The sequence below is a fragment of the Terriglobus sp. TAA 43 genome, from assembly GCF_000800015.1.
Classification (GTDB): Bacteria; Acidobacteriota; Terriglobia; order Terriglobales; family Acidobacteriaceae; genus Terriglobus.
The window spans coordinates 940,747-967,214 of record NZ_JUGR01000001.1; the positions used below are offsets into that span (position 1 = coordinate 940,747).

Annotated in this window: 22 protein-coding genes, 2 tRNA genes and 1 riboswitch; of the genes, 18 read left to right on the forward strand and 6 right to left on the reverse strand. The window is 54.8% G+C overall.

Features of this window, described 5'->3' with window-relative positions; all coding sequences use genetic code 11:
- Positions 1-9: 9 nt before the first annotated feature.
- The 6 genes from M504_RS03970 (at position 10) to M504_RS03995 (ending at position 5,284) form a co-directional block, all read left to right on the forward strand.
- Positions 10-240 (forward strand): FeoA family protein, encoded by a 231-nt coding sequence (locus M504_RS03970; protein WP_047488247.1) that lies wholly within the window; start codon positions 10-12, stop codon positions 238-240.
- Complete coding sequence (locus M504_RS03975) at positions 237-2,102, forward strand: ferrous iron transporter B (protein ID WP_052200336.1); 1,866 nt, start codon at positions 237-239, stop codon at positions 2,100-2,102. Before M504_RS03970 ends, M504_RS03975 begins: the two co-directional genes overlap by 4 nt.
- Positions 2,103-2,136: 34 nt before the next feature.
- A complete protein-coding gene (locus M504_RS03980; RefSeq protein WP_047488250.1) occupies positions 2,137-3,519 on the forward strand; it encodes a glycoside hydrolase family 28 protein in 1,383 nt (460 codons plus the stop codon).
- A gap of 23 nt (positions 3,520-3,542) precedes the next feature.
- Positions 3,543-3,619: transfer RNA gene (locus M504_RS03985), tRNA-Val, on the forward strand.
- A gap of 22 nt (positions 3,620-3,641) precedes the next feature.
- Positions 3,642-3,711: riboswitch (Fluoride riboswitch) on the forward strand.
- Positions 3,695-5,041, forward strand: a complete 1,347-nt coding sequence (locus M504_RS03990) for a voltage-gated chloride channel family protein (RefSeq protein WP_156993504.1) — start codon at positions 3,695-3,697, stop codon at positions 5,039-5,041. (Overlaps the previous riboswitch by 17 nt.)
- A 166-nt stretch (positions 5,042-5,207) precedes the next feature.
- A tRNA-Asp gene (locus tag M504_RS03995) sits at positions 5,208-5,284 on the forward strand.
- A 363-nt stretch (positions 5,285-5,647) separates the two neighbouring features.
- Here M504_RS03995 and M504_RS04000 read toward each other — a convergent pair.
- Positions 5,648-7,762: a winged helix-turn-helix domain-containing protein gene (locus tag M504_RS04000; protein ID WP_156993507.1), complete on the reverse strand. Its 2,115-nt coding sequence runs from the start codon at positions 7,760-7,762 to the stop codon at positions 5,648-5,650.
- A 625-nt stretch (positions 7,763-8,387) separates the two neighbouring features.
- Here M504_RS04000 and M504_RS04005 point away from each other — a divergent pair.
- Positions 8,388-9,854 carry a sigma-54-dependent Fis family transcriptional regulator gene (locus M504_RS04005; protein ID WP_047488259.1) on the forward strand — a complete coding sequence of 489 codons (1,467 nt, stop codon included), beginning with the start codon at positions 8,388-8,390 and terminating at the stop codon, positions 9,852-9,854.
- A 134-nt stretch (positions 9,855-9,988) separates the two neighbouring features.
- Here the strand turns inward: M504_RS04005 and M504_RS04010 are convergent, their stop codons facing one another.
- Genes M504_RS04010 through M504_RS04030 form a run of 5 tightly spaced genes read right to left on the reverse strand, consistent with a single transcriptional unit; the run spans position 9,989 to position 15,163 of the window.
- On the reverse strand, positions 9,989-10,993 hold the full coding sequence (locus M504_RS04010; protein WP_047488262.1) for an NAD(P)-dependent oxidoreductase: 1,005 nt from the start codon (positions 10,991-10,993) through the stop codon (positions 9,989-9,991).
- Positions 10,990-12,096 carry a non-hydrolyzing UDP-N-acetylglucosamine 2-epimerase gene (gene wecB / locus M504_RS04015; RefSeq protein WP_047488265.1) on the reverse strand — a complete coding sequence of 369 codons (1,107 nt, stop codon included), beginning with the start codon at positions 12,094-12,096 and terminating at the stop codon, positions 10,990-10,992. Before wecB ends, M504_RS04010 begins: the two co-directional genes overlap by 4 nt.
- Positions 12,096-12,893 carry an N-acetyltransferase gene (locus tag M504_RS22630; RefSeq protein ID WP_084214073.1) on the reverse strand — a complete coding sequence of 266 codons (798 nt, stop codon included), beginning with the start codon at positions 12,891-12,893 and terminating at the stop codon, positions 12,096-12,098. Before M504_RS22630 ends, wecB begins: the two co-directional genes overlap by 1 nt.
- A gap of 30 nt (positions 12,894-12,923) precedes the next feature.
- Complete coding sequence (locus M504_RS04025; RefSeq protein WP_084214074.1) at positions 12,924-13,760, reverse strand: glycosyltransferase; 837 nt, start codon at positions 13,758-13,760, stop codon at positions 12,924-12,926.
- A 35-nt stretch (positions 13,761-13,795) separates the two neighbouring features.
- Positions 13,796-15,163 carry a nucleotide sugar dehydrogenase gene (locus tag M504_RS04030; protein ID WP_047488268.1) on the reverse strand — a complete coding sequence of 456 codons (1,368 nt, stop codon included), beginning with the start codon at positions 15,161-15,163 and terminating at the stop codon, positions 13,796-13,798.
- Between the two features lie 270 nt (positions 15,164-15,433).
- On the opposite strand from M504_RS04030, the gene M504_RS04035 reads away from it, so the two are divergent.
- The 11 genes from M504_RS04035 to M504_RS04090 all read left to right on the forward strand — a co-directional run bounded on the left by M504_RS04035 (position 15,434) and on the right by M504_RS04090 (position 26,452).
- Positions 15,434-16,549, forward strand: coding sequence for a Gfo/Idh/MocA family protein (locus M504_RS04035; protein ID WP_047488272.1), 1,116 nt, complete (start codon positions 15,434-15,436; stop codon positions 16,547-16,549).
- 13 nt (positions 16,550-16,562) lie between these two features.
- Positions 16,563-16,943, forward strand: coding sequence for a hypothetical protein (locus tag M504_RS04040; RefSeq protein ID WP_047488275.1), 381 nt, complete (start codon positions 16,563-16,565; stop codon positions 16,941-16,943).
- Positions 16,937-17,299 (forward strand): EamA family transporter, encoded by a 363-nt coding sequence (locus M504_RS04045; RefSeq protein ID WP_052200342.1) that lies wholly within the window; start codon positions 16,937-16,939, stop codon positions 17,297-17,299. Before M504_RS04040 ends, M504_RS04045 begins: the two co-directional genes overlap by 7 nt.
- A 2-nt stretch (positions 17,300-17,301) precedes the next feature.
- Positions 17,302-18,735 carry an NAD(P)/FAD-dependent oxidoreductase gene (locus tag M504_RS04050; protein ID WP_047488277.1) on the forward strand — a complete coding sequence of 478 codons (1,434 nt, stop codon included), beginning with the start codon at positions 17,302-17,304 and terminating at the stop codon, positions 18,733-18,735.
- A 184-nt stretch (positions 18,736-18,919) separates the two neighbouring features.
- A complete protein-coding gene (locus M504_RS04060) occupies positions 18,920-19,693 on the forward strand; it encodes a polysaccharide deacetylase family protein (protein WP_047488282.1) in 774 nt (257 codons plus the stop codon).
- 59 nt (positions 19,694-19,752) lie between these two features.
- Positions 19,753-20,841: a glycosyltransferase family 4 protein gene (locus M504_RS04065; RefSeq protein WP_232296149.1), complete on the forward strand. Its 1,089-nt coding sequence runs from the start codon at positions 19,753-19,755 to the stop codon at positions 20,839-20,841.
- Positions 20,842-20,855: 14 nt separating this feature from the next.
- Complete coding sequence (locus tag M504_RS04070) at positions 20,856-22,118, forward strand: glycosyltransferase family 4 protein (protein WP_047488291.1); 1,263 nt, start codon at positions 20,856-20,858, stop codon at positions 22,116-22,118.
- A 138-nt stretch (positions 22,119-22,256) separates the two neighbouring features.
- Entirely contained in the window at positions 22,257-22,892 is a 636-nt protein-coding gene (locus M504_RS04075; protein ID WP_047488294.1) for a polysaccharide biosynthesis/export family protein, read from the forward strand.
- On the forward strand, positions 22,889-24,175 hold the full coding sequence (locus M504_RS04080; protein ID WP_047488298.1) for a hypothetical protein: 1,287 nt from the start codon (positions 22,889-22,891) through the stop codon (positions 24,173-24,175). The genes M504_RS04075 and M504_RS04080 overlap by 4 nt, the downstream gene beginning before the upstream one ends.
- Positions 24,165-25,652 carry a Wzz/FepE/Etk N-terminal domain-containing protein gene (locus M504_RS04085; protein ID WP_052200344.1) on the forward strand — a complete coding sequence of 496 codons (1,488 nt, stop codon included), beginning with the start codon at positions 24,165-24,167 and terminating at the stop codon, positions 25,650-25,652. Before M504_RS04080 ends, M504_RS04085 begins: the two co-directional genes overlap by 11 nt.
- Complete coding sequence (locus M504_RS04090) at positions 25,652-26,452, forward strand: CpsD/CapB family tyrosine-protein kinase (protein ID WP_047488300.1); 801 nt, start codon at positions 25,652-25,654, stop codon at positions 26,450-26,452. The genes M504_RS04085 and M504_RS04090 overlap by 1 nt, the downstream gene beginning before the upstream one ends.
- The last annotated feature ends 16 nt before the right edge of the window (positions 26,453-26,468 follow it).

The following is a 26,468-nucleotide window of genomic DNA, read 5'->3' on the forward strand; positions in this document are numbered from 1 at the left end:
GCCCGCGCAGTGCACCTGGCAGAGTTGAAGCATGGAGAGAAGGCCACGGTGCTGGGTGTGGCACAGGGCGAAGCCTATTGCCACCTGTGCGCCCTGGGGCTGAACACCGGAGCAGAAGTTGAAGTAGTACGGACCCTCTCGCGACGCACTGTTCTCATCGTTCGGGTGGATGGCTTTGATATTGCCCTGCGCGGCGAAACCGCATCGACAGTAAAGATTCGTATGGAGAGTGCCTTGTGAGCACCGCAACGGTCATCGCCGTGGAGAAGTCCACATCGGCCCGACCTGCGGGGGCGTTTCAGACCATCGGTCTCATCGGTCCACCTAACGTTGGTAAGACCACGCTCTTCAATCGCCTGACAGGACTGCGTCAGAAGGTCAGCAACTACAGCGGCGTCACCGTAGAGCATCGCTCCGGCAAATTGAAATCAGGTCAGACCGTCATTGACCTTCCGGGCGTGTGGTCACTCACACCCGAGAGCGAAGACCAGAAGATCGCCGTCAACGTTCTGCACGGCACGCAGCTTGGTGTGCCGAAGCTTGACGCTGTTTTGCTCGTCGTCGACGGCACAGCGCTGCATCGCTACATGGGCCTTATCCATGAAGTGTTGGCATGTGGCCTTCCCACCATGGTGCTCATCAACATGGCGGACGAACTGGTGGCTCGCAATGGTTACATTGATCCGCTTGCCGTAGCACGTGAACTGGGTTCGCCCACGGCGCTGATCAGCGCATCACGCGGCACCGGCATGGACGCCATCTCGCACTTCCTGAATGCGCAGCACGCCGCAGCGCAGATTCTGCCCGTGCTGCAGGCGGGTGGCAACGCTGCTCCCGGATGCGCCACGGACTGCAACACACTCACTCGCTCCGGCGCTTATCGTCGTCCGCATCACTCCAAGTTCACACGTGCTTTTGATCGCTGGGCGCTCCATCCGGTCGTTGGGCCGTTGATGTGTATTCTCTTCATCGCCGCGGCATTTCAGATCATGTTCCGCCTCGCCTATCCCGCAGGCCAGTGGCTCAGCACATGGCTTGGCAATATCGGCATCGCGGCTGGTGCACACATTCCTGACGCGATCCTGCGCGCGATCATCGTCGACGGCATCTGGAACGGTATTGCTTCCATCCTTGGCTTCCTACCCACCATCCTCTGCATGTTCCTCGTGATCACACTGCTTGAGGATTCCGGTTACATGGCGCGTGCAGCCGTCATTGCAGACCGCACCATGGGCCACGTAGGCCTGAATGGACGCTCGTTCCTGCCTCTACTCAGCGCCTATGCCTGCGCCGTTCCCGCCATCATGGCCACACGGGCTATCCCATCCAAGCGCGACCGCCTGGCAACGATCCTGATTGCTCCGTTCATGACATGCAGCGCTCGCCTGCCTGTGTATGCGCTGCTCATTGCGGCGTTCATTCCGCAGCGCAAGGTTCTTGGAAATCTTCTCGGGCTGCAAGCTGTCACTCTGATGCTGCTCTATGCCGTTGGTCTTCTCGCGGCGCTGTTCACTGCGAAGCTACTGCATTCCAGCGCGCTTAAAGGCAGCGCGTCCATGTTCGCGATTGAACTGCCGAACTACCGCATGCCGCGCCTGCACACAGTGGCGCTGGCCATCTATGACCGCAGCATCGTCTTCCTGAAGCAGGTGGGAACGGTCATTCTGGTGCTGAACCTGGCCATCTGGTTCCTGTCGCACATGCCATTCCACAATGGTCTGCCCAGCGACGTGGGTGCAAGCTATCTCGCGCGGCTCGGCGATGTGATTCAGCCGCTGCTGCATCCCCTTGGTCTGAATCGCAACGTAGGCATTTCGCTCCTGGGTGCATTCGTAGCGCGCGAGAGTGTCGTCAGCACCCTTGCCACACTCTACGGTCAGGTCAACGTGGGCGAGGCTCTGCGCTCGGAGATCGGCCTCGCAGGCGCGATCGCGCTGCTCGTCTTCTTCGCGCTCGCCATGCAGTGCACGGCAACGCTCGCCGTCGTACGCCGCGAGACGAATAGCTGGAAGTGGCCTCTGTTGCAATTTGCGTACATGACGGTGCTGGCTTATGGCGCGTCATTCGCCACATATCGCATCGCACTCGCCATGCACCTGTAGATTTCCGCTGTAACGAAGCAGTAAGCTGCAGGGCATGACGCCGCTTCCCCGCCGCACATTTCTCAAGACCACCGCAGCCGCCGTGGCCACACTTCCGTGGATCGCGAACGAGGCGCAACATGCAAAGACTCCGACAACTCCTAAGACATCGGGAGTCACGATCCATGTGCGAGAGATGGGTGCCACCGGCGACGGCAAAACCAAAGACACACTCGCACTCCAGCAATCGCTCGATCGTTGTTCTCTGCTTGGCGGTGGTGAAGTCATTCTCTCCGCAGGTGAGTATCTAAGCGGCGCGCTGCAGCTACATTCCAACACCACACTGCGTATCGAAGAAGGCGCAACACTCACCGGCTCACCCGACATGCTGGACTATCCGCTGGCGCAGGTGCGATGGGAGGGTAAGTTCATCAAAGGCTACTCGGCCTTTATCAACGCAGTGGATGCATCCAACATTCGCATCACTGGGCCGGGCCGCATCGTCGGCAGTTCCGCTATTGTTGGACGCCTTGAAAAAGGCACGCGCATGCGCCTGCCTGCGTTGATTGAGTTCACAAACTGTCGCAACGTTACCGTGGACAACATCTTCACGAAACAGTTCGGCATGTGGTCGATCCATCCGCTACTCAGTGACAACGTGACTTTTCGCAACGTCACGATTGAAAGCGGCGCGGACGGCATTGATCCTGACTCGTGCCGCAACATGATCATCGACAACTGCACCTTCCGCACCGTGGATGACTGTATTGCTATCAAGAGCGGACGAGGCTCTGAAGCCTATCGCGTGGCGCGTCCATCCGAGAACATTCACATCTCCAACTGCACCTTCACCGACGCGCGCTGGGCCTGTGTCTCTATTGGCTCAGAAGCGTCCGGCGGCGTGCGCAACGTGGTGGTGGAGCACTGCAAGATCCTCTCCGCATACACGCACGGCGTCTACATCAAGACACGCAGCGGACGCGGAGCATTCATTGAAGACGTCATCTTCCGCGACATGGATGTCGCCGGCTGTCGAGAAGGCTTCCTTCGACTCAACAGCCTCGGCAGCGGCTTGCAGGACCAGGACCCCGTTCCCGGCGATGAAGGACTGCCGCAACTACGCAATCTACGCTTCACAGACATCCGCGTGCAGGATGTGCCACAGCTTGTCGTTGCAACCGAGATTCACCCGAAGAAGCCGCTCGACGGTCTCGTTCTCGCAAATATTTCTGGCACCTGCCGTAAGGGCATGGAGATAGCCAATGCAACTCACGTCGACATTCGCAATGTAACGGTCACCGGCTTCAACGGCCCACTATTGGCGACGAAAAACGTTACCGGCAAAGGCCTTGCAGGAGCAGTAGAACTGCCCGCATCTGTCCTTCCGAAGATCCCTGATGAGATTCTTCCACCGGCAACACCATACATTCTCAAGTAAGTTTGTTATTCTGTATCAGGAACGGGCGAGTAGCTCAGCTGGTTAGAGCGCCTGCCTTACAAGCAGGATGTCGGGGGTTCGAATCCCTCCTTGCCCACCATCATCACCGTTCTCGCTGCAAACAACCAAGAGGCGATGGGGTTCGCCTTGATGCCCAGCCCACAGGCTGGAGCTGATGACTCCTACGACTGTAGGAGGCCCATTGCTCAAAATCGATTTCCGATACATTTTTAATGAACCCTTCGGCATGGTGCGTCACCTGCTGCGTTGGATTCCCCTTGCCTGTGCCGTCGGTATCGCTGGGGGAACAGCGTCCGCCATTCTGCTGGCGTCGCTGACGTACGCAACGAATCTGCGCGAGAGCCACATCTGGGTCATCTTTCTGCTTGCCCCCGTTGGATGGCTGATGGGCCTGATGTATCGCCACTTCGGCAAAAAGGTCGAAGGCGGCAACAACCTCATCCTCGAACAGATTCACGATCCCAAAGACGTCATCCCCTTCCGCATGACGCCGTTGATCCTCATCGGCACCTTCCTCACACACGTCTTTGGTGGCTCTGCAGGCCGCGAAGGAACGGCCGTACAGACCGGCGCCTCCCTCGCCGACCAACTCACGCGCCCGCTGCGCCTATCGCCCCAGGATCGCCGCATCCTCTTGATGACCGGAGTCAGCGCAGGTTTCGGCTCGGTCTTCGGGACCCCCCTGGCTGGCGGCGTCTTCGGTATGGAAGTGCTTGCCATCGGAGCCATCGGTTACGACGCTATTGCCCCCTGCTTCCTCGCCGCCTTCGTGGGTGATCTGGTAACGCGCGCATGGGAACCCATCCTGCCCGGCATTCATCACACGGTGTACTCCGTTTCTGAAGTACCAGCATTCAACGTGCGCACCATCCTCTATGCGTCGATCGCAGGCGTGCTCTTTGGATTGGTCGCGATGCTCTTCGCGCGCATCACTCACACCATCGCCAGCACCATGCGCCGCCTGATCCACCGCTCCGAACTCCGCCCGGTCGTTGGAGGACTTCTGGTCACGGCTGCAGTGTTCGGTATCGGCTACGCGCACACTGGAAAATATCTGGGACTCGGCATTCCCACAATCGTCGCGGCATTCCACACGCATCTGCCGTTTTACGATTTCGCCGCCAAGCTCGTCTTCACCGCTGTCACGTTGGGCACCGGCTTCAAAGGTGGCGAAGTCACTCCCCTGTTCTTCATCGGCGCCACAATGGGCAATGCCCTCTCCTCGGTGATTCCCCTGCCGTCTTCGCTCCTCGCTGGCATGGGCTTCGTGGCGGTCTTCGCTGGAGCTGCCAACACACCCCTGGCGTCCACACTGATGGCCATGGAGCTCTTCGGGGCCGAAGCGGGTGCCTACGCCGCCATCGCCTGCATCCTGAGCTATCTCTTCTCTGGACACGACGGCATTTATCACGCACAGCGCATCCGCAGCAGCAAATACGCAGAACAGCTTCCCCTTACCCTGGAGGCCAAACTGCAATCCGAAGAAAGCGCTGATAGATAACGTCTGTCCCAGGAGCGGGAAAGAAATGCACAGGGAAAGGTTCAGACAAGGCGTGTAAACGCAGAGCAAACCTGATACACTCAATCTTGTTGTTGGGCAGTTCGGTCTGGACCTGAAAAGGGACAATCCTCGAGCACCCAGAAACAACAAAGTGTGAACGCACTTTGGGGACGTAGCTCAGTTGGTTAGAGCGCTGCCCTGTCACGGCAGAGGTCGCGGGTTCGAGCCCCGTCGTCCCCGCCACTCAAAACAAAGCACGTGCTTGAGTGGCAACCTACAGTGACAATCCATGACAAGAGATAGTTGAGATAGAGCTTGCTGCTCCTCGGGTACCACTCAGTTAGCGTCGGTGCACTTCTTTTCTACACTGACGTCCCTGGAATCGCCTTCATGTCCCCAGTTGTTTACCAGAATACAAATACCAACCTCTCGGTATTACGTATCTCGTAACAACGTTGCGCATGACTCATAATTTAAGCCGAGTGCTGAATCATATGATTTAGCACTCGGCTCGACAGCATGAAGGAATTCGCTAATACAGGCTTGAACGATCGGTAACAGAAGTGCTCTAGGTCAGAAAACTCTGTTTGATATACGACACAAAGGTCAAGAAAGATCGACCGATATGTCATATACCTCATTTTCACCCACTGAATAGCCGAACAGAAGCTCTCCGGAAGGCGTTACTTCGAGCACGCTTGAGGAATAGTCTTCGTCGTAGCGTTCGGGCATCTTCTGTATCTCCATGGTTTTCCCACCATCAACGAGATACTTCATAAGTACGTAGCTCCCGTCATGGGCCTCGACAAAATAGAGAATGTTCTTCTTCCGATCCCACGCTTGCGCGCCGATCACGGTGGACGAAGAAACATCGTGCCAGGTCCGGGAAGTTACATCAAATAACTTCAGTTTCGATTGGTCGTTTGTTACTGCCGATAAGTAATGTCCATCAGACGACCATTTTGGTGATGAGAGCCCCGATCCGCCAGGAAGTGGTTCTACTTTCTGATCCCCTAGTGTCAAAAGGAAGATTGCATTCTCCAAGCGATTGCCACCTGACTGAGACTCAAATGCGACTGTTTCGCCCACTGGTGCGTAGGCTATCTTTCGCACATCGTGTATTGCCGCAACGGTGGTCCGCGTTCCTCCACCAGCTGCATTCACGCGGCCAATCGTGTTCTCGCCATTTCGCTCTCTGATGTAGATCAGAGTACGATCGTCCGCGGACCATTGGGGAAATTTGACGAATTCCCCTGGGGCAGAAAGTTGTACACGTTGGCTACCATCAAGCCGACTCTTCCAGAGACTGCCTTCAGGATGCAGCGTGTAGGCAATCCACTCACCGTCATGCGACACACTCAACGACGAAACCGAGAGATCCCGGAGTAGCGGCTCGCAGTTACGACTCAACATCGTGAAATAGAGCCGGCTCTGTACGCCCATTGCATAGAGATGGCGGAGATCCGGACTGAGCATGGGTGATCGCCAGAAATCAACCGGCCCTGCGGCGATTTCCCAAGGATCGCCCTTGCTTTTCCAACGTAGGAACTTTTCCCGTCTAGCCCAAATCGACGAGGAACTCTCACCATCCACGACATATACAAAATACTTTCCGTCGGTACTCCACGAACCACAGCAGGCATGATGCTCGTGAGGGTCTCCTTTTAGGACCGGGGTAACACTACGATCTGCAAGGCTGACCTCATACAAGCTCTTTTGGTCATTCGCCTCGTGAACTGAGAAGCGGATTGATTTGCCATTTGGAGACCAGGTTGGCCAAAAGGGCGTGCCTGAGGGAGTCGCAAGCACCGACGCGTTCTGACCATCACTATTTGCCAACATGATTTGCTGTTGAGAAACGTAGACGATCTGTGTGCCGTCCGGGGACCAGGAGGCCGATCGGCCGAATATTTCGGCCATCGGTCGCGAGGGTCGTCCCTGGAGCGTTACCGCGGTGATGGGACCATCCTGATCGCCGCCGGAAATTAGCGCTTCGCCCCGCTCCGAACGAACCCCCGAGATGTATTCATTTGGAGCATTCAACGGAGCTGCAGCGATAGTGCCCCCGTCAACGGAGACCGAAGCCAGATAGGGCTTCTTTCCGCGGAGTTCAGTAAAGACGAGCATCCCTTTATTGAGAATCAAAGGGGCTCTATTGACTTTGCCAAATCCATCCCGAGTGAGTTTCGTCACTGCGCGAAGGTCTTCCTTCGGGTTGTAAACATTTCCAAGAATCGGAACCACGGCAAAAACAAACAATGCAATCAATCCGATCAACAAGGAAGACTTTACAGTCACAACCTGGTGCGAACTTTGACTGAACCTGTTAGTGGCGAAATCCACTCGCAACTTATCAAGAACATCAGAGTCTGAGTTTGTCCAAGATGGTGATGATGACGAGTTACCCTGGTTTAGGGCCCCTAGGGATATACGGTACCCCTTCTTGGGTACTGTTTCTATGTACTCCCGGCCGTTCGGTAGCTTACCCAGGGCCTTTCTCAACATGAATATTGTTTGTGTAAGGTTGTGCTCTTCGACGACCACGCCCTTCCAGACAGTATCGAGAAATTCGTCCCGGCTTACTGTCTTTCCTTCGGCTTTTAAGAGCAGTGACAACGCCTCTCTTTGGCGTTGCGGCATATCAATTATCTCAATCCCACGCATGACAACCATTTGGTTGGCCTCAAACGTGTATTCACCAAAATGCAGTATCTGCTTCATATCAGGGACCTTGGAGAAAATCCGTTGATTTTTGATCCACCTCAATCGTTCATTTGAGGACTTCCGTCGCGCCAAACATTAGCGTGAAGAAGTTCCCAGAATTACGAAGCCGTAGGTCAGTCTCAACGGTGAGAATTCTGTTCTTTGAGGGTTTTTACCCTTTTTAACTCTTAGGAGTGTTACCAATGTCTGCCAGTAAAGTGTTCCATCTGCTTTTCGCGAGCAATTTCTGCGTCGATCCCCGACTCTTCGGTCGGGCTCTGGTTTTCTTTCTTTACATTCCGTTCTTTGCAACCTTGATAGGTGTCACAACACCGTCCATATTCAAGGCGGCATTTATACGTGCGACGCCCGGAACTCTGTCAGCGGTTGTATCAGTACTCATGCAACTTGTCTGCCTCATATTGCCCAATGAATGGCTGTGCAATTCAAGTTCCGCTTCTCGCAGGAACTTTGTCGCCATAAATAATCTTGAGCTGCGAAGTCAGGTTTACGCATAGGAAGCTTTCGCTTTCTGCGACCAAGATTAGGGGGAATATCGAAACGTTATAACGATACTCCCAAAAATTGATTTCCGATAGCTATTTCACTTCTCCCCGATATATAGGTCTCAAGGATCTCGACTATGCTCCGTACTCGAACGGTCGCTCTTATCAGCCCCTCTACTCCCTTCCTGCAAGCCGCAGTAACTGCCTTGACCTTTGAAGGTCATGACGTTGTCGCTTTTGAGGCGCTCACAGAAGCGCTCGGCGCAATGCAAAATAGATCATTCGATGCAGTTGTCATCGATGTATCTGCGCGGCCACCACGTGATCAACGCTCTTTAGCCAATATCGTCAGACTTGCGGGGAAGGATAGGATCTGGATCGCTCTACCACTAGGCGTAAGCCCCTGGGCATCAGATGCGGAACAACTCGGCATTCGACATACACTTGGCGTTCCCCTTCGTTCGGCTGAACTTGAAGAGGTATTGACTTATCTTCAGGAGCTTCCATCTTCCCCAGCTTCTTACGAAGCTGAACCCGCACAGTCGCGTCCTGTGCACATCGAGGATCTTCCCAATAACCGCTATTTTCTGGCGGCCAGCCCTTCGATGATGCGGATTTACGAAAACATTCGTTTACTCGCGCAAGTAGATGCGCCAGTACTCATTCTGGGTGAAAGCGGCGTGGGTAAGGATGTTATCGCTAACCTTCTTCACAAGCATTCCCGCCGTGCTGCGCACCCATTCTGCTCCGTAAATTGTGCAGCTCTTCCTCCCGACCTACTTGAGAGCGAACTCTTCGGCTATGAAGCGGGAGCCTTTACTGGAGCCGTCAAGGCAAAGCCTGGCCGGTTCGAACAGGCGGACAAAGGAACACTGCTACTGGACGAGATCGGCGAAATGAGCGCCCCGATGCAGGCGAAACTCTTGCATGTATTGCAAGATGGTCGCTATTCCCGCCTGGGCGCACGCACTGTATCAACCGCTGATGTCCGTGTAATCGCGGCCACCAATGTAAATATTGATAGTGCAATTGCAGACAAGTTATTCCGCGAAGATCTTTATTACCGCATCAGCACATTCACAATTCAAGTGCCGCCGCTCCGCGAGCGCCGCGAAGAAATACCATATTTAATTGAGGAAATGGTGAAACGGCAGGCAATGGCGTTCCATCAGGACCCGGTTTATATTTCTCCCCGCATGATGTCGATATTGCAGGAATATGAATGGCCTGGTAACTTGCGCGAACTTGGCAATGCCGTTATTCGTATGCAAGTACTTAAAGGACAGGAGTCCTCAATCTCCGACATCGAGACCAAGGTCCTGGGTAAGGTTGCAAAGGTCCAGTCTTGCAGCAAGGATGCGCCCGAGCCGGAAGTAAGTGTGAACGAAATGCGGTCGATCGTCAGAAATTTCAAAGATCAAACGGAAAGCCGCCTGATTCAGCAGGCGCTGGAAGAGGCTCGATGGAATCGCAGACAGGCGGCCCTGGCTCTACGGATCAGCTATCGCACTTTGTTATATAAGATTGAGCATTACCGGTTGAAAGAAACCCGCGTACCAATGCATTTCGATGTGCAGAACAGCGGTACTTCTCTTCCCGCCTAAGGTAACGCCACAAAATTACTCTAAAGTAACTGCATTGGTGTTCCAGATAGATACAGAACTGAGAAAAGGGAGGTCACCCTCCCTTTTTCTTATGCATTTAGCGCTAAGAAAGGGGAGGATACCCTCCCCTTTTCCTATGCATTGACCAATGCTTTTTCTCGTTCCTTCTTTATTTGTTCCTTTTGCCATTCGATCGTACGGATGAGCCCCTCTTCCAACTGCACAGAAGCGCGGAATCCTAAGAGCCGTTCTGCTTTCCGAATATCTGGAACGCGCCGCAAGACATCCTCATACTTACGTCCAGCAATAGCGTCGTACGGAATCATGTCGATCTTGGGCTCGCCTGGCTTGCCGCACAACCGGTGGATTTCACGGGCCAAATCAAGGATCGTTATCTCTCGGTTATTACCAATGTTAACAATCTCCAGATTTGCAGTGGTCGCTTCAGCCGCCGCAACGATGCCACGTGACGTGTCTTCCACGAATGTGAAGGAACGCGTCTGCTGGCCGTCACCATGAATCGGGATAACTTCATCATTCAGAATTGCATTGATGAATACCGACTGCGGGCCGCCCCACCATGTCAGATTTTGACGTGGGCCATACGAACCAAAGATACGAAGAACTGTGGCATAAATGCCAGCCTCTTCCGCCATCGCAAGAACCAGGTGCTCATCGAACATCTTCGACGCTGCATATGCCCAGCGAGCTACCGTGGCTGGTCCCAGAACGCAGACTCCATCCTCCGCGAATGGCACATCCGGGCTCTTACCGTAGACGTCAGAAGTGGAGGTAATAGTGAAGCGCGCCCCACTCTCGATTGCTACCTGCAACGCGTTCTGCGTGCCAATCGAGTTGACGAGTAGCGTCTTCTTTGGGTTTTCATATCGCGGAATCTTATAGGCCGCCAGATGAATAACACTGTCGACCTTGCCGGCTGCGTCTCGCAGAGCTGCGAGATCACATACGTCAACTGCGCGAAACTCAAAAGACGGATGCGACGAGGCAGCTTCGAGATTGCGCATATGACCGTGTGACAGATCATCTACCGCAATTACTTCGTAGCCCTTTGCGAGCATCCGATCCGTCACATGAGATCCCAGAAATCCTGCGGCTCCCGTAATAAGTACTCTCTTCATGCTGCCCTCACCATTTCTACGATTTGATCGACACTACGTTTGCGGGCTAGTCCTCCCCCGAATAGATCGAGGTTGCGCGGCTCGGCCGATGGACCGCCATGCACTAATGCATTTGCTGCCTGAATAATTGGTTCGCTGGCACTGCCCACGAGCATGTTCCATCCACCATGCAAGGTTTCGCGCCACTCCGTCTCTTCACGAAGCGTAAGACACGGAACTCCAGTGAAATATGCTTCTTTCTGAAGGCCCCCCGAGTCGGTCATGACAAAGCGGGCATTCCGTTGTAGCGCAAGCATCTCGAGATACCCCACAGGTTCCACAACATGAACATGGCTTCCCAGGAAGACGGCGTTCTCGGTCTGCGACAGTCGGTTCCGCAAACGTGGATGCATCGGAAAAACAATCGGAATATCGATCTGACGAAGCGCGTTCAGAATCGAAGACAGTTTCGCGGCATCATCGGTCATTTCTGCTCGGTGCAGTGTGACCAGCGCATACCCGCCAGCTTTTACCGGAAGATCGCGTAACGTTGCGGCTTCACGGTGCTGGCTGCCAAATTGTTCAACAGCATCCAGCATGATGTCGCCCACAAACACGGCACGATCACCAAGCCCCTCCTGTCGAAGCTGTTCCACCGCGGCATGCGTGGGACAAAGGAGAAGATCTGATACCTGATCCGTGACGATGCGATTGATCTCTTCTTGCATGACGCGATTAAAGCTGCGCAAACCAGCCTCGAGATGGATGAGCGGAATATGCAACTTCGCTGCTGCCAGGGCCGAGGCAATGGTTGAGTTCGTATCTCCATACGCGATCACAGCGTCCGGCTTCCAGCTGATCATCTCCGCTTCGATACCAGCGAGCATGATTGCGGTCTGTAGTCCGGGTGTATGTGCCGGAGTACTCCTCAGCACCTGCGGTTTTGGCATACCAAGTTCGCTGAAGAAAATATCAGACATACCGGGATCACGGTGTTGTCCAGTGTGAAGCAGGCGATGCTGGATCGGAGTGGACGCAAATTGATTGAACTCCTCAATCGCCTTCGACATGATCGCCATCTTGACGAATTGGGGTCTCGTTCCACCAACAGAAAGCAGCTTCATTAGTTGGCTCCTGTCTTCTTATCGGCAGGTGGCTGAAGCTTCTGCTCATCGGGTACTGGCCGAATGGCACGTGCAGGAGATCCCATCACCACCACGCCTGAAGGAACATCGCGCGTCACAACAGAGCCAGCCGCAACAAGCGCATCTTCACCGATGGTGATGCCTGGCAATATTGTGGAATTCGCCGCGACGCGAGCACCGCGATGCATCGTTACTCCACCGAAGTGTTTGAAACGCTCCTGGGTTCGTCCAACGAAATTGTCATTTGTGAACGTGACCTCCGGCGCAACGAAGCACAAATCACCGATTGTCGATTTCGCGGTGATATACGCTCCGGTTTCGATCTTGCAGCACCGGCCAATCGTTACTTCATTCTCCACCGCCACGCCGCGACCAATGATCGTGAGCTCACCGATAGTGGTGTCTTCCCGAACACTTGCGAAATCTGCGATCAACACGCCGTCATGAACGATGGATCCGGTATAGATAACAGCGTTACTTCCAACCAAGCATCCGTTTCCGATGAAGGTGGGCATCAGTTCGCGAATATTCGTCGTCGCGCTCGCCTTCGATTTCATCGGCTTCTTTCCGATCACGACACCGTCATCGATGCGGACATCTCTTCCGATGCTGATGTGGCTATGTAGGACAACATGATTTCCAATGACAGTCCCCTCACCAATACTGACGTTTTGACCGACAACAACGTGCTTGCCAAAGCTGACGTCGGGATATTGGCGATTTCTGTCTTGTTCTTCCAGAAGAGTGTTTTCAGAAACAACAAACTCTGCTTTCATAGTTCTTTATCACCCCGGGACTGCCGCCAGTTAGCGGCTATTTCCTGCGACTTTCATAAAATGTCTTGTCTCGCTGTCCGCTGAGACTTCCGCGTCGTGGCTTTCCGAACAAAAAAAGGGGTAGCCACGATCCCTCGAAAAGATGCAACCGGCCGCAAGACGAAGGTGTTGACCAACGGTGCGGAGAATACGCATCTTGCTTGTGCCAGCTACACGGCGATGCAGTACGACTGGAAACTCTTCAATGTGATAGCCCATGTAAGACGCGCTCATGAGAATCTCCACCGTCGAGACAAATCCTGTGCTTTGGAATTGAGCCTCTCGTACAAACGAACCGCGATATGCACGGAACATGCTGGTGTAGGTGTAGAGCTTGACTGGCGAGACCACGCGATAAAGCTGCGAGCACCAGCGGCTCAGACCAAGCCGCCACGCCGGTACTCCGTCCACTCCACCTTGCGGGTGGTAGGGAGAAGCCACAACGACATCAGCCTTGCCTTCGATAATCCACTGAATCATGGGAATGAGATTGTCTGCACGATAGCTGCAGTCTGCATCGATGGTGCAAACAATCTCTGCGGTTCCCACGGTTTGAAATGCAGTACGAAACGCTTCCCCCAGGCCGCGATTCGTTCCATGCGACACGATCTGAAAAGACGCGCCGTCAGGGACCGCCCGTGGAATAAGCTCCACGGTGCGGTCAGTACTGCCATCGTCCACAAAAAGGTAGAAGACGATAAAGCGATCCTGGAGACCGCGCTGCAGTTCCGCCAAACGAATCCTTAGAACCTGCAGACTCTCCTGTTCGTTACAGACAGGGACGACTATCGCAACCCTTGGAAGGGATTGTGTGTGCGCGCGGGCCATGATTTATATCTCTCTTTCTCGCTTATCGGCGCCGACTAGCAGTGCACAATCTTCGTGGACTCAATTCCGCGGGTTGCATTGCGGCTGTCCACTACAAGCTGTGCGTTCTTGACGATCGAGGCGTAATCGTAATCCGAGTGATCCGTGGCGATGACGACACAGTCGAACTCTGCGATACGATCCAACGGCGTGCAGGTCATGCCCAGGTCGTAGTGACGACCGCGGCCGACTGTCGCGAAGTAAGGATCGTTGTATTCCACGAGTGCCTTCTCGTCCTGCAGCATCTCGATGATCTCGAGTGAAGGAGATTCGCGAAGATCGTCAATGTCCTTCTTGTATGCCATACCGAGCACCAGGATGCGGGAGCCATTGATCGACTTGCGATGCGAGTTGAGAGCATTGGCCACAGCCTGTACCACGTAGCGCGGCATGCCTTCGTTGATCTCACCTGCGAGCTCGATGAAGCGGGTGTGGAAATTCCACTCGCGCGCCTTCCAGCTCAGATAGAACGGATCGATCGGAATGCAGTGACCGCCGAGGCCGGGGCCCGGGTAGAAGGCCTGGAAGCCGAACGGCTTGGTCTTCGCGGCATCAATGACTTCCCAGATATCGATTCCCATCTTCTGCGAAAGAATCTTGAGTTCGTTCACAAGCGCGATGTTCACGCAGCGATAGATGTTCTCAAGAAGCTTCGTCATTTCGGCGGCCTGTGTGGAGGAAACCGACACAGTCTTGGCGAAGATGTTGTTGTAGAGTGCGGATGCCAGGCGTCCAGAATGTGCGCCATGCCCACCGATGACCTTGGGAATATCTCGACGTGCGACCGTGTTGTTACCTGGGTCCTCACGCTCCGGCGAGAAGGCTACGAAGAAAACATCGCCATCCGGATCCATTCCCTCTTCATACGCGCACAGTCCTTCGGGGCTGCCGGCATTCAGAATCGGGATGAGCACTTCTTCCGTCGTTCCGGGATAGGTTGTGCTCTCAAGCACAACGAGCTGTCCACGGCGCAGCCAGGGAGCAATGGACTCCGCGGTGCGTTCGATGAAGGAGAGATCGGGATCGCGATGCTCTGTGAGTGGAGTCGGTACGCAAACAATGATTGCGTCCTGATCGGAGATCTTCGAGAAGTCGGTCGTCGCACGGAATCCCTGCGAACGAGCCATCTCGATTTCAGTCGGAGGAATACGGAAGATGTAGCTCTTCCCTTCCTCAAGTTGGCTGACTTTAGCCGTATCGATGTCAAATCCCTGGATAGCGACACCCGCTTCCGAGAACAAGAGTGAGAGAGGCAGACCGACATATCCAAGGCCGATGACGCCAACCTTTGCAGTCTTCGCTTGGAGCTTATCGAGTTGACGCTCCACTTGATGGGCACGTGATGCGAGAGTTGCGCTGTTCATGCCGGGACATGTTGCACGGGTCGGGCCAAACCCAAATCCATCGCAAGAGCTTAGTAATTACCGCGCAATATCCATACTTTCGTAACTTCCATCGACTAACTAAACCGGAAAGTAACGTGACGGTGTGCAAAGAGTATGCAGAAGTTTGCGTCTCTCTTTTGCTTTCGGCCACGAAGCCTCAAAACCAGCCCCGTAAACCGGCATTTGCATTGGCACAACAATTGCACAGACATAAGCAAACGATTCCTAGATTGGGGAGACGGAACGGACATGGATACACGCTTGAAGTTGGGTGTGGTGGGTCTTGGAGCCTGGGGTTGCAACGTCGCACGTTGCCTATATGAGTTGCCTGATTGCGATCTGGTGGTTTGCAGCGACCTGAGCGAGAACCGCCGCACGATGGCGGAGCGCAACTGGGGTGTGCAAACAGTTGCATCTCTTGACGAAATGATCGCGCAATTCCCGGAAATTACAGCAGTTGCCATCGCGGCGCCGGCAGTCTTGCATTATCCGTTGGCGAAGAAGGCTCTGCTCGCAGATAAGGATGTTTTCGTCGAAAAGCCATTCACGCTGAACGTCGCTGACGCGGAAGAGTTGATGGCACTGGCGGAAGAGCGCGGCAAGGTGCTGATGGTGGGTCACCTTCTCGAATATCACCCTGCCGTGAATAAGATTCGCGACATTGTGCAGGCAGGCGAGCTCGGGGATGTCTATTACATCTACACGCAGCGCGTAAACCTTGGCCGCATCCGTGGAGATGAGAACGCGATGTGGAGCTTTGCTCCGCATGACATCTCCCAGATCCTTTACATCCTGGGCGAAGAGCCGGTGGACGTCAGCGCCCGCGGTCAGTCCTACATCCAGGACGGAATTGAAGACGTGGTGTTCCTGAGCCTCTTCTTCAAGAATCGCCGGATGGCACACATCCACATTTCCTGGCTCGACCCGCACAAGATGCGCAGCACCACCGTGGTCGGCAGCAAGAAGATGCTTGTGTTCGACGACGCCGCCACAACGGAAAAGCTGCGTATTTATGACAGCGGAGCCCAGCAGCAAGCAACCTCGTCCTACGGCGAAGCAATCCAGGTGCGATTTGGAGATATCCAGATTCCGCATCTCGCGACCACTGAGCCGTTGAAGCTGGAATTCCAGCACTTCATTCAATGCGTGAACAAGCGTCTGACACCTCGCAGCGATGCGAAGGATGGTCTCCGCGTGGTGCGCATTCTGGAAGCAGCTCAGAAATCGCTGGAACTCGATGGACTGCCGATTTCGCTCAAGTCCGGCCTGGCACGTAAGCGCATGCCGAAACTCAATCCCATGGATCGCCAGTGGACGCCTCAGATGCCGGTTGCAGGGCGCGCTCCCGTGGTGGCAGTTTCCTAAGGGCGAGAATCACATGAACGGATACAAGACAGAGTTGTTGGTGATCGGTTCTGTGCTGCTGGCCGCGGCTGGTCAAACACTGATCAAGCTGGGGCTCACGGGACATGGGGCTTTCTCCAGGACGTTATTGGAGTGGCCCCTGGCTCTCACCGCCGGTGTTGTCATCGGCCTTTGCGTGTACGGATTGGGAACGGTGATGTGGTTCGCCGCTGTGGCACAGCGCAACATCAGTTACCTCTACCCGCTCGCGGGGATCAACTATGTGCTGATGGGTTTCATCGGGCACTTCCTGCTGCATGAGGGGATGGGCCCGCTACGTTGGTGCGGAATTTTCGTCATGACCAGCGGCATCGTGCTGTTATCGAAAACCAACACAAAGGAAAGCGAATGCTGATCCAAACCTCTTCTCTTTCCTTTGCTTGGGGCTCTCTCGCAGTAAGTATCGCGATGGGGTCTTTCGCTCAGATCACGTTGAAGCACACGACAAATCTTCTCTCGGTCGTAAAACAGCGATATCGTGCAATCCCCTGGCTGCTTTTGTGGGGTCTGCTGTTCGCGGGCGCAATGGTCTTCTGGATTTTTGCGCTGCGTCGACTGGATATCTCCATCGCGTATCCGTTGATGAGTTTGGGCTATGTCGTCGTAACAGGGTTGGCAGCAATTCTTTTACGGGAACACGTTACAAAGTGGCGGTGGATTGCGGTGGGACTAATCACATGCGGGGCCGCCATGGTGGCAGGGAGCGTCTAGATATGCAGAATGCTGAAGTCCGACAGTCACATATTGCTGTTATCGGCGGCGGGTTTACAGGCATGGTTTGCGCCTTCCGTCTGTTACGCGCCGGCTATCGCGTAACGATTCTGGAACGCGAAGTCGAACTCGGTGGATTGAGCGCAACGCAATCTTACGGCTCATTCAACTGGGATCGCTTCTACCACTGCATCCTTACATCCGACAAACCGCTCCTGGGCCTGATCAAGGATCTCGGTCTCGAAGACCAGCTTCGGTGGAATAAGACAGAAGTAGGTTTGTTTGCTCACGGTGAGCTCCATCGGATGACGGGGCCTACCGACCTGCTTCGCTATCGCCATCTTTCCCTGCTCTCGAAAGCTCGGTTGGCGATCATGACGTGGTACATCACCCGCCTCACGAATGGCCGCAAGCTGGAAGGCATCCCATTGTGCCAATGGACGCGGCGCCTCTTTGGAAAGAACGTCTATTCCCAGATCTGGGAACCGCTCCTACGCTGCAAGTTGGGCGAGATGCGCAAGTATGCTTCCGCTGCATTCCTCTGGGGGACCATCGTCAGGCTAGCGTCCACACGCGAAAAGGGTCCGGGAACGCAGGAATGCCTGGGCTACATGCATGGGGGATACGAGACACTTTTCAAGCGTCTGCAGCACACTGTGAATTCCCTGCATGGTGAGACGAGCCTCGGCGTCGATATTCGCAGCATTGGCCCGGGCAACAGCGATGTCCCGGGAGAAAACGTACTCATCCGCGCGCGGCATAAGGATATCTATGTCGACGGCGTCGTACTTACGACTCCCAATCGTGTTGTCGCCAACATGCTTCAGGTGGAAGATCACCTATACAAAGAGCGCCTTGGACAGGTCACATACCTTGGCATTGTTTGCACAGTGCTGGTCCTCAAGCGGAAGCTTTCGCCTTACTACGTGACCAATGTCGCGGAGAAGATCGGATTTACAGGAGTCATTGAAATGACCAACCTGATTGATCCGCAACAGGAAACCAATGGACGCCACCTGGTCTATCTTCCGCGATACACATCACCCACGGATCCACTCTTTGCAGCAACTGACGACGCTATCTGGGAATTTATTCAGCCGGACCTGAAGCGGATCTTCCCCGACCTGCAGGAAGAAGACATTGAAAGCCGTTTCGTCTTCCGCCACAAAGACGTTCAGCCTGTACCCACCATCGACTACTCGACAATTGCGCCACCGGCCCGCACACCTGTTGCCGGAGTCTATTTGGCGAACACCGCACAGATCATCAACAACACACTCAACAACAACGCAATGACTTCCATTGCCGAAACGACATGCGACGCCCTCATGCAGGACATCCCGGCGGTACGACACGTGGAAAGCGCTGCGAAAGTTGCAGAGAAATCTCCGCTGTTCACGGAGACGCAGGAGGTACGTGCCGCATGTACAGCATGACGTTGCTCTTTGAAAGCTCATTTCGTGTGCTGGACGACTTATTGAGCCGCAGCCCAGCCCTTTGCCTTTTCCTTCTCTCTGGCGGACTGATTTTAGGCTCCATGATTCTCGATCGCAGAAATCGTGTGGCCGTTGCTGCTCCAAAAGCGCCCATCTCGAACCATAGCGTGGAAGATGGCAGAGCATGAATACGCCGATCGATACGGAAGACTCCCAGATGCGCGTGGTTGCCTATCACGAGATTCACGATGTAACCGTGAACGACGTGTACTGCATTACTCCTGAGCTTTTCCTGCAACATCTGTGGACCATGCGTGATGCTGCCCGCGATACGCTCGAGTCCCTGGTGATCACATTCGACGATGGACACTATTCCAATTTCCAATTCGCAGCGCCGATTTTGGAATCCACCGCGCTTCGTGGCCTTTTCTTCCTACCAAGTACATGGATCGGCAATCGTCGCGAATTCATGAGCTGGGATGATGTTCGAAACCTGGCATCCAGAGGGCACAGGATTGGATCGCACAGCGCTACGCACGCCTTTCTTCCGTCCTGCAGCGCAGCCGCGATGTACGAAGAGTTAGCGGGGTCGCGCCACACACTCGAAGATCGATTGGGCGCACCCGTTACATCGATTTCCATGCCAGGTGGCAGGTGGAATGAAATGGTGCTGAGAGCGTGCGCTTTAGCCGGCTACGAAACGGTGTATACGTCGGAGCCTGGGTTCTATCGGCCTGCAATGGACACCGAGCAGTTCCGGACGCCTGCCGTCATCGGGCGGTTTGCCGTACAGCGCCGAACCAGCTTACGAGCTATTAGCGGCTATGCGGGTGGTGACTGGAGGACCGTGCGAAGGATCCACTCCATGTATCAGGCACGCAACGGCGTGAAGCGTCTGCTTGGCGATGACGCTTACCAGAAGCTTTGGTCACACTTGTTCCGAGCTACACCAAATTAGGGGGCAGTATGCGCGTACTACAGCTTGTCTCCAGTTCGGGATTCTACGGCGCGGAGCGAATGATCAACCTCTTGACCAGCTCGCTGAATCAAGCGGGAGAACAGGTCTATCTCGGCTTGTTCAATGCAGACTCGGCATCGTGTGCGCAGGTCGTTCGCGAAGCTGACCAGAAGGAAATACCGGTCTGGGGACTGCGTTGCCGCGGACGCTGGGACTGGCGCGCGGTTCATGACCTGGCCAACTTTCTGAAGATCAACCAGATTGACGTCCTGCATACACACGGCTACAAGGCCAATATCTATGGTTTCCTCGCTGCGAGACTCGCGGGATGCAAGATTGTTGCCACGTGTCACAACTGGACGAAACGTACTTCCGCACTTCAAAAATATGCGGCACTGGATCAGCTTTTTTTGCGATGGTTCGACACTGTTATCGCAGTCTCGCAGGGCATCGTAACTGAGCTTCGTCATAACAAGGTGCGGCGTATTCGCATGATTGCCAACGGCATCGATGTAGCGAAGTACCAGGCCTCAGGTAATCATTCCGGACACAATCAGCCTCTTGTCATCGGTTGCCTTTCGCGTCTTTCCAAGGAAAAAGGCGTGGATGTCTTGCTCTGGGCATTACCGAGGATCCTGGACCAATATCCGAGCCTGCATTGCTTTGTCGCAGGTGAAGGGCCGGAGCGAGCCCATTTAGAAGCCTTGGCCGTTAAGTTAGGCGTTGCCAACTCGTTTCACATGCCAGGCTTTTGCGATGACACGGCAGACTTCTTAAAGCTATGCACCGTCGCGGTCCAGCCATCGCGCATGGAGGCCATGCCTTTGGCCATTCTGGAGGCAATGGCTGCGGGCAAGGCGATCGTCGCTTCCGCAGTTGGTGAGATCCCTCGCCTGCTCGAAGACGGACATGCGGGACTGCTTGTGCCACCAGACAGTCCGGAGAAACTCGCAGATGCGGTCCTTACGCTGTTAAAGGACGAAGCTCTGCGGCAGAGCGTGGAGCGCAGAGCTGCACAAAAGGCCGCCGCGCAATTCGACGTCGCGACGATGACTGCGGAATACCAGAAGGTCTACCGCACAGTGGCTTCCAGCCACCATCATCAACGAAACCTGGCACATGCCGACCGTATGGATATGAAGGCATGATTGCGCCTACCCTTATGTCATCACCATCCGGATCAAATGTTGCGGGAAATGATCGCGGATGGAACATTTGGCTCTCTGACGCATTCTGCTTTACCCCCTGGTACAGCGCAGCGCTCGTGAAAGCGCTCATGAATACCGGGGCATCCGTACGCTTTATCGCTACGGATGTCGCTGGCGAGCCAGCGTACTTTCGATCCCAGGGAATCGCCCCGAATCCTGGCCCGTTTTCCTTTCCGTATGCGAGCAAGCTGCCTTCGCCAGCCAGAAAGGCGGCGCGGCTTTTCGCGGCGATGACGAACGCGGCAGCTCTGCGACGGCAGTTAAAGGATGCCTCTGCAACACGTCCCGATGTGCTGCATCTCCAACAATTGCCTGCACTGAACCATGGAATCCATGATGACTTTCGCACTATCGCGTGCGCGCAGGGTCTCGGCATACCAGTCGTGCACACGGTGCACAATCTGCTGCCACACGACAGCGGAGACAAACTGCGAGCCACCTATCAACGACTCTACTCAAGCGTGAATCGACTCATCTGCCACTCCCCCGATGTGGCAGAGCGATTAACAAAAGAATTCGGAGTCAACGCTCACAACATCTCCGTCATTCCGCACGGCCCATTGTTTGAAGCTCCAGGCGAAACCTTGAATGATCGGCGTCGCGCGCGAACCAGCCTGAACATTGAACACGACCGTCCGGTAGTTCTCTGGCAAGGAGTGATGGCTCCGTACAAGGGACTGGATCTGCTGCTGCAGGCATGGGAACGATGCGTGTCGCTGTGGCCGAACACTGCGACCAAGCCATTGCTATTGATTGCCGGGACGGGTCCAGCAACGGAAGCGACTCAGGTGAACGCAGCTGCGAAACAGCACCCCGACACCATTCGCAGCGAGATTCGTTACATCACAACCGCCGAGTTGCCGCTCTTTTTTCAGGCGTCAGATGCTCTCGTCTATCCCTATCGGGCGATCACGACAAGCGGTGCACTTCTTACCGGGTTGACCTACCGAAAACCCATCATCGCATCCGATCTGCCGCCGTTCCGTCAATTCCTCCGGCATAAAGAAAACGCGCTTCTGGTTTCACCGGGCGACGTGGACTCCCTGACCGAAGCGCTCCAAACCCTTCTGTTGGGCCTGAATAGCGGTGGAGAAACCAACTCCTTATATCGAACATTGGCTGCTGGATCTGCACAAAATCAGGGGCTCTACACAAGCTGGGACAGAATCGCAAAACAGACACTTTCCGTCTATCGGGAACTAGTGCCAAACCTATGAAAGGAAGTGTGCAGTCAGTTGCACATCTTTTTCTTGTTCATTCCCTACACACAGCAAGAAAGCCCTGAATTGGCCATATTCACGCTATCTGACTTTGGCTCTCCGGTTGCATCTCCCAGGGGTGGGAAGGAAAGGGCTATGGATTCGATGCGGAAAACAATATGGAGCGCACTACGTATACCGCTGCTCCTGCTCTGCACAGTTTGCTGCAGCGGCCAGCAGGCCACGGCGAATGTGACGAAGTCGGCGGTGTCGACCTCAGGATTGCCGGACACTCGTTCTTCAGCAGCAACCACTGCATACACCATCGGCAGCGGTGATGTGTTGAACGTGCAGGTATGGAAAGAGAAGGAACTCAGCCAGGTCGTTGTCGTTCGTCCTGACGGCAAGATCTCCCTTCCCCTTTTGGGCGACCTTCAGGTCATCGGCAAAGAGCCATCGCAGGTTGAAGAGATGGTTCAGAGCCGTCTCCAGTCCATGGTGGTTGAACCGCGCGTGACGGTCACAGTTACTGAGATCCACAGCCGCATGGTCTATATCACGGGCGAAATAGCTCGTCCCGGTGCATACCCACTCAATACGCCCATCACAGTGCTGCAGCTGATTGCACAGGCAGGCGGCCTTACAGAGTTTGCTTCGAAAAAGAAGATTCAGGTGATCCGCGCAAACAATAAGCGCGATCAACAACTCCTGAACTACAAAGCCATGACGCAATCCAAAGATGGCCGCAGCGACGTGATTTTGAATCCCGGTGACACAGTGGTGATCCCATGATTACTTCCAGGCACATGCTCGTTGCGATGAGCGCTCTGCTCTGCACTCCCCTCTCGCTGTTGGGACAGAATACAAGTCAGTCTCCGGCGACAAGCGGCACGCAGGTGGAGTCGCAGGAACTGAAGCCATCCTGGATCAGCTCCAACGTCGCCATGGGTGAACGTTCCGATCTGAATGTTGGCGTGGCCGGCAGCTATGGCTACGATACAGCCGTAAACAACATTCCCAATGTGTCGTCGCAATTCACCAGCCTTCAGGGAACACTCGGCATGGCTTCCAGAAGCCGCACGAGTTACTTTTCGTTGCGCCACGACGCCACGTTCCAGTTGTTTCCAGGCAGCGGTCTGGATATGCAGCAGTATCAATGGACAACGCTGAATCTCACCCACTCGCCTTCGCGCAGAACCACGTGGGGAGTGAATGCTGCGAACGGTTACGGCGCAGACGCTGCACGCGCAAGCAGCTCTTTGAGCCTTGCTGCCGTAAACACGACAGCCATTGATAACAACAGCGTTCTTGCCGGCGTCATTTCCGGAAACACACTGCGCCAATATGTATCAGCAATTGTTGACCACCAGACGTCGGAGACTTCGGCTGTTTCTCTCGGTGCCAACTTAGGCTTTCAGAACTTCCTGGGTGCTGCTCCATCCACGCGCCAGTATGACGTGACGGGTTCCGTTCGCAAGTATCTCAGCGAAGCCTTCCTGGTCGGTGTGCGCGCAGACGGCGTGCAGCAATACTACGGCAACGGAAGCTGCACAACGTCAACGGTTCTGGGATTCGCTACGTTGCAATTGACGAACTCCGTCAAACTCGACGGTGGCGCGGGCCCTGCCTTTGGAGCCTCGCAATGCACCGGCAGCTATCAATACCAGGTGGTGCTATCGGCAGAGGGCTATCGTGGTCGTCGCGCTTACGTTGGAACCAGCCGTAAGCGTGGCAATGGAGACGTCGCGGGCTCCCTGTGGGAGACTTCTGGATTCGGTGGAATGCAGGTGGGCAATCCGCGGCAATTCACTGCTGCCTTAAATGGCGGATACACCAGTTATCACAGCGGAGTTGTAACGGCTCAGAACAACGATCTGAGTGGTTACTTCGTTTCCGTCGAACTTCATCGTCCCATTTCAAACAATGCGGAATGGACATTCACTGCACGTCACTTTGAGCGCTCAGCAGCAAGCACGGTTCCTGTAGGCGCGACTCCCGTAGCGGATCTTTCACGCACGGTCTTCTTCGTGGCCTTTAACTGGAACAAACAAAATGGAGGACGCTATGGCCGATGAGCGCAAAGCATCACCACTCGCTGCGGTTTACACGCTACTGAGTGCAATTCGTTATCGCTATCGACTCATCATCTTCGTCGCCGTCGTCGTATTGGCGGCAGGAGTGACCTATGTGATGAGCATGCCCGATGTCTACCAGGCTTCCACACAGATTCTGGTGAACCCGCAGCGTGTTTCGGATAAGTACGTGAACAGTATCGCGACCATGGATGCCAGTGAACGCCTGAATACTTTGAGCCAGCAGATTCTCAGTTCATCGCGTCTGGAAACCATCATGGATGAACTTCACCTCTTCCCCAAACTAAGGGAGAAGGTGAGCCGCGACGAACTGATCGCGCGCATGCGGAAGAACATCGGCATTGAGCTGAAACACAACGCGGAAGGCCTGAGCGCATTCACACTCAGCTATACCGGTGAGTCCGCACAAGAAGTATCGACAGTTGCGAATCGTCTTGCTGCATCCTTCATATCGTGGAACCTCAAAGACCGCGAGCAGGAAGCAAAAGCTACGACAACATTTCTCGCCAATGAGTTATCGACAACGAAGTCTCAGTTAGATGACCTTGAGGAGCAGCTCCGTAGTTACAAGATGAAGCACCTCGGAGAGCTTCCTGATCAGCTTGATGCAAACATGCAGACGCTGTCCCGCCTCCAAGTGGAACTGCAAGCAAACACAGAAGCACAGAGCCGTCTCGATCACGAAGCGCTCCTCACTTCCTCGTTGCCAGACACAAGCCCCCAGCGCTCCTCCGCTCCGGTTACGTCGTCATCGATGCGTCAGAAGCTTACATCGGACAGATACGCAGCGCAGACGGACCTGGCTGAACTGCACAAGCACTACACGGATAGCTTCCCTGATGTAGGCCGCAAAGAAGCTGAGATTCGCGCTCTCGACGCGCAAATCGCTGCGTTGCCATCCGATCCCGCTCCATCGGCAACCGCAACCGCCGATTCAGCAACCAGTGCCAATCCTCGGTTACAACTGATCCATCGCGACCGCAACCGGCTGCAGGACGAACAGCGCAAGATTCAGAGCTCCATCGGCCGCTATCAGTCCAGGATCGACTCTGCACCCGTGCACGAACAAGAGATCTCGCAGCTCCTTCGCGACTACGGTACTGCGCGCGATCACTACCGGGCACTTCTGGAGAAAACCTACTCCGCACAAATGGCCGCGCAGCTCGAACAGGAACAGCAGAGTGGAAACTTCACCATGCTGGACCAGGCGCGTGTTCCCGACGCTCCAATCGGGCCGAAGCGTATTCCCTTGCTTCTAGGCGCCTTTTTCTTCGCGATCGCTGCGGGAATTGGAATAGCGCTCCTCGCTGAAACCCTCGATAACACTGTCAAGTCGGAAAACGAACTACGGGATTGTCTGCCTGAAATTCCTTTGCTGGGAACCACACCGGGAATGCAAACCGTTCCCACGATCCGCAGGAGCCTTCCACAAGCGCGCTTTCTGCTGGGAGGTCAATAATGATTTCGCTGTCCCTCAAGCATGAATCTGTGACGCACACACGTCGCGAATTGAAGTTAATCGACGAAGCCGAGATTGCTCAGCTATCGCAGGAGTATATCCACGTCGATGATGAAGAATATCTGGATAGTATTCCCCTGTTGGAGGGCGACGGAGCCGACAGCACACAGCAGTATTCCGTATTTCACATCGATCCATACGGGACGGCCGCAGAGCAGTTTCGCTTGATGCAGCGCCGTCTAAGCAACCTGCGCCCTGCAGGCGGAAGCGTGTTACTTACCAGCCCGGGAATCGGCGACGGTAAGACCACGAATGCAAACAATCTTGCATGGGCCCTCGCGGAAGCGGGGCACAGCACGTTGTTATTGGAGCTCGATCTTCGCCGTCCTGCATTGCACCGTTACCTTCCAGAGAATCCCCCGTACGATTTGAACGATGTTTTGCTGGGCGATGTCTCTGGGCATGCCGCTGTGCGCCGCTTGCATGAGCTTCCACTGTTCTATCTGGGAGTCGATAAGCCTGCCGCACGTCCTATTCGTCTACTACGTTCCAAAAAGCTCACTGAACTGATTCGGTGGGCAAATCAGACTTTCTCCTGGGTAGTCATCGATGGTCCGCCGGTGGTTGGCGTATCAGACGTGGAAGAAATCCTACCCAAAGTAGATCTCGCGCTGATGGTTGTGCGCGAGCGCGGAACACCGCGTGCGATGTTGGAACGCGCGGCGGAACGAATGGGCGAACGCCTGAACTTTGTGATTTACAACGATGCACTGCTTTCAGATTCATACGGACAAAAGTAACGCCTGAATTAATTAT

Excerpts from the sequence above, each read along its gene's own strand:
- M504_RS22630 (WP_084214073.1), bottom strand. The coding sequence starts at position 12,893 with ATGAAAGCAGAGTTTGTTGTTTCTGAAAACACTCTTCTGGAAGAACAA.
- M504_RS04060 (WP_047488282.1), top strand. The coding sequence starts at position 18,920 with ATGAATACGCCGATCGATACGGAAGACTCCCAGATGCGCGTGGTTGCC.
- M504_RS04065 (WP_232296149.1), top strand. The coding sequence starts at position 19,753 with ATGATCAACCTCTTGACCAGCTCGCTGAATCAAGCGGGAGAACAGGTC.
- M504_RS04035 (WP_047488272.1), top strand. The coding sequence starts at position 15,434 with ATGGATACACGCTTGAAGTTGGGTGTGGTGGGTCTTGGAGCCTGGGGT.
- M504_RS04045 (WP_052200342.1), top strand. The coding sequence starts at position 16,937 with ATGCTGATCCAAACCTCTTCTCTTTCCTTTGCTTGGGGCTCTCTCGCA.
- M504_RS04030 (WP_047488268.1), bottom strand. The coding sequence starts at position 15,163 with ATGAACAGCGCAACTCTCGCATCACGTGCCCATCAAGTGGAGCGTCAA.
- wecB (WP_047488265.1), bottom strand. The coding sequence starts at position 12,096 with ATGAAGCTGCTTTCTGTTGGTGGAACGAGACCCCAATTCGTCAAGATG.
- M504_RS03990 (WP_156993504.1), top strand. The coding sequence starts at position 3,695 with ATGACTCCTACGACTGTAGGAGGCCCATTGCTCAAAATCGATTTCCGA.
- M504_RS04040 (WP_047488275.1), top strand. The coding sequence starts at position 16,563 with ATGAACGGATACAAGACAGAGTTGTTGGTGATCGGTTCTGTGCTGCTG.
- M504_RS04050 (WP_047488277.1), top strand. The coding sequence starts at position 17,302 with ATGCAGAATGCTGAAGTCCGACAGTCACATATTGCTGTTATCGGCGGC.
- M504_RS04070 (WP_047488291.1), top strand. The coding sequence starts at position 20,856 with ATGTCATCACCATCCGGATCAAATGTTGCGGGAAATGATCGCGGATGG.
- M504_RS04085 (WP_052200344.1), top strand. The coding sequence starts at position 24,165 with ATGGCCGATGAGCGCAAAGCATCACCACTCGCTGCGGTTTACACGCTA.
- M504_RS04080 (WP_047488298.1), top strand. The coding sequence starts at position 22,889 with ATGATTACTTCCAGGCACATGCTCGTTGCGATGAGCGCTCTGCTCTGC.
- M504_RS03980 (WP_047488250.1), top strand. The coding sequence starts at position 2,137 with ATGACGCCGCTTCCCCGCCGCACATTTCTCAAGACCACCGCAGCCGCC.
- M504_RS04000 (WP_156993507.1), bottom strand. The coding sequence starts at position 7,762 with ATGAAGCAGATACTGCATTTTGGTGAATACACGTTTGAGGCCAACCAA.
- M504_RS04025 (WP_084214074.1), bottom strand. The coding sequence starts at position 13,760 with ATGGCCCGCGCGCACACACAATCCCTTCCAAGGGTTGCGATAGTCGTC.
- M504_RS04090 (WP_047488300.1), top strand. The coding sequence starts at position 25,652 with ATGATTTCGCTGTCCCTCAAGCATGAATCTGTGACGCACACACGTCGC.
- M504_RS04075 (WP_047488294.1), top strand. The coding sequence starts at position 22,257 with ATGGATTCGATGCGGAAAACAATATGGAGCGCACTACGTATACCGCTG.
- M504_RS04005 (WP_047488259.1), top strand. The coding sequence starts at position 8,388 with ATGCTCCGTACTCGAACGGTCGCTCTTATCAGCCCCTCTACTCCCTTC.
- M504_RS04010 (WP_047488262.1), bottom strand. The coding sequence starts at position 10,993 with ATGAAGAGAGTACTTATTACGGGAGCCGCAGGATTTCTGGGATCTCAT.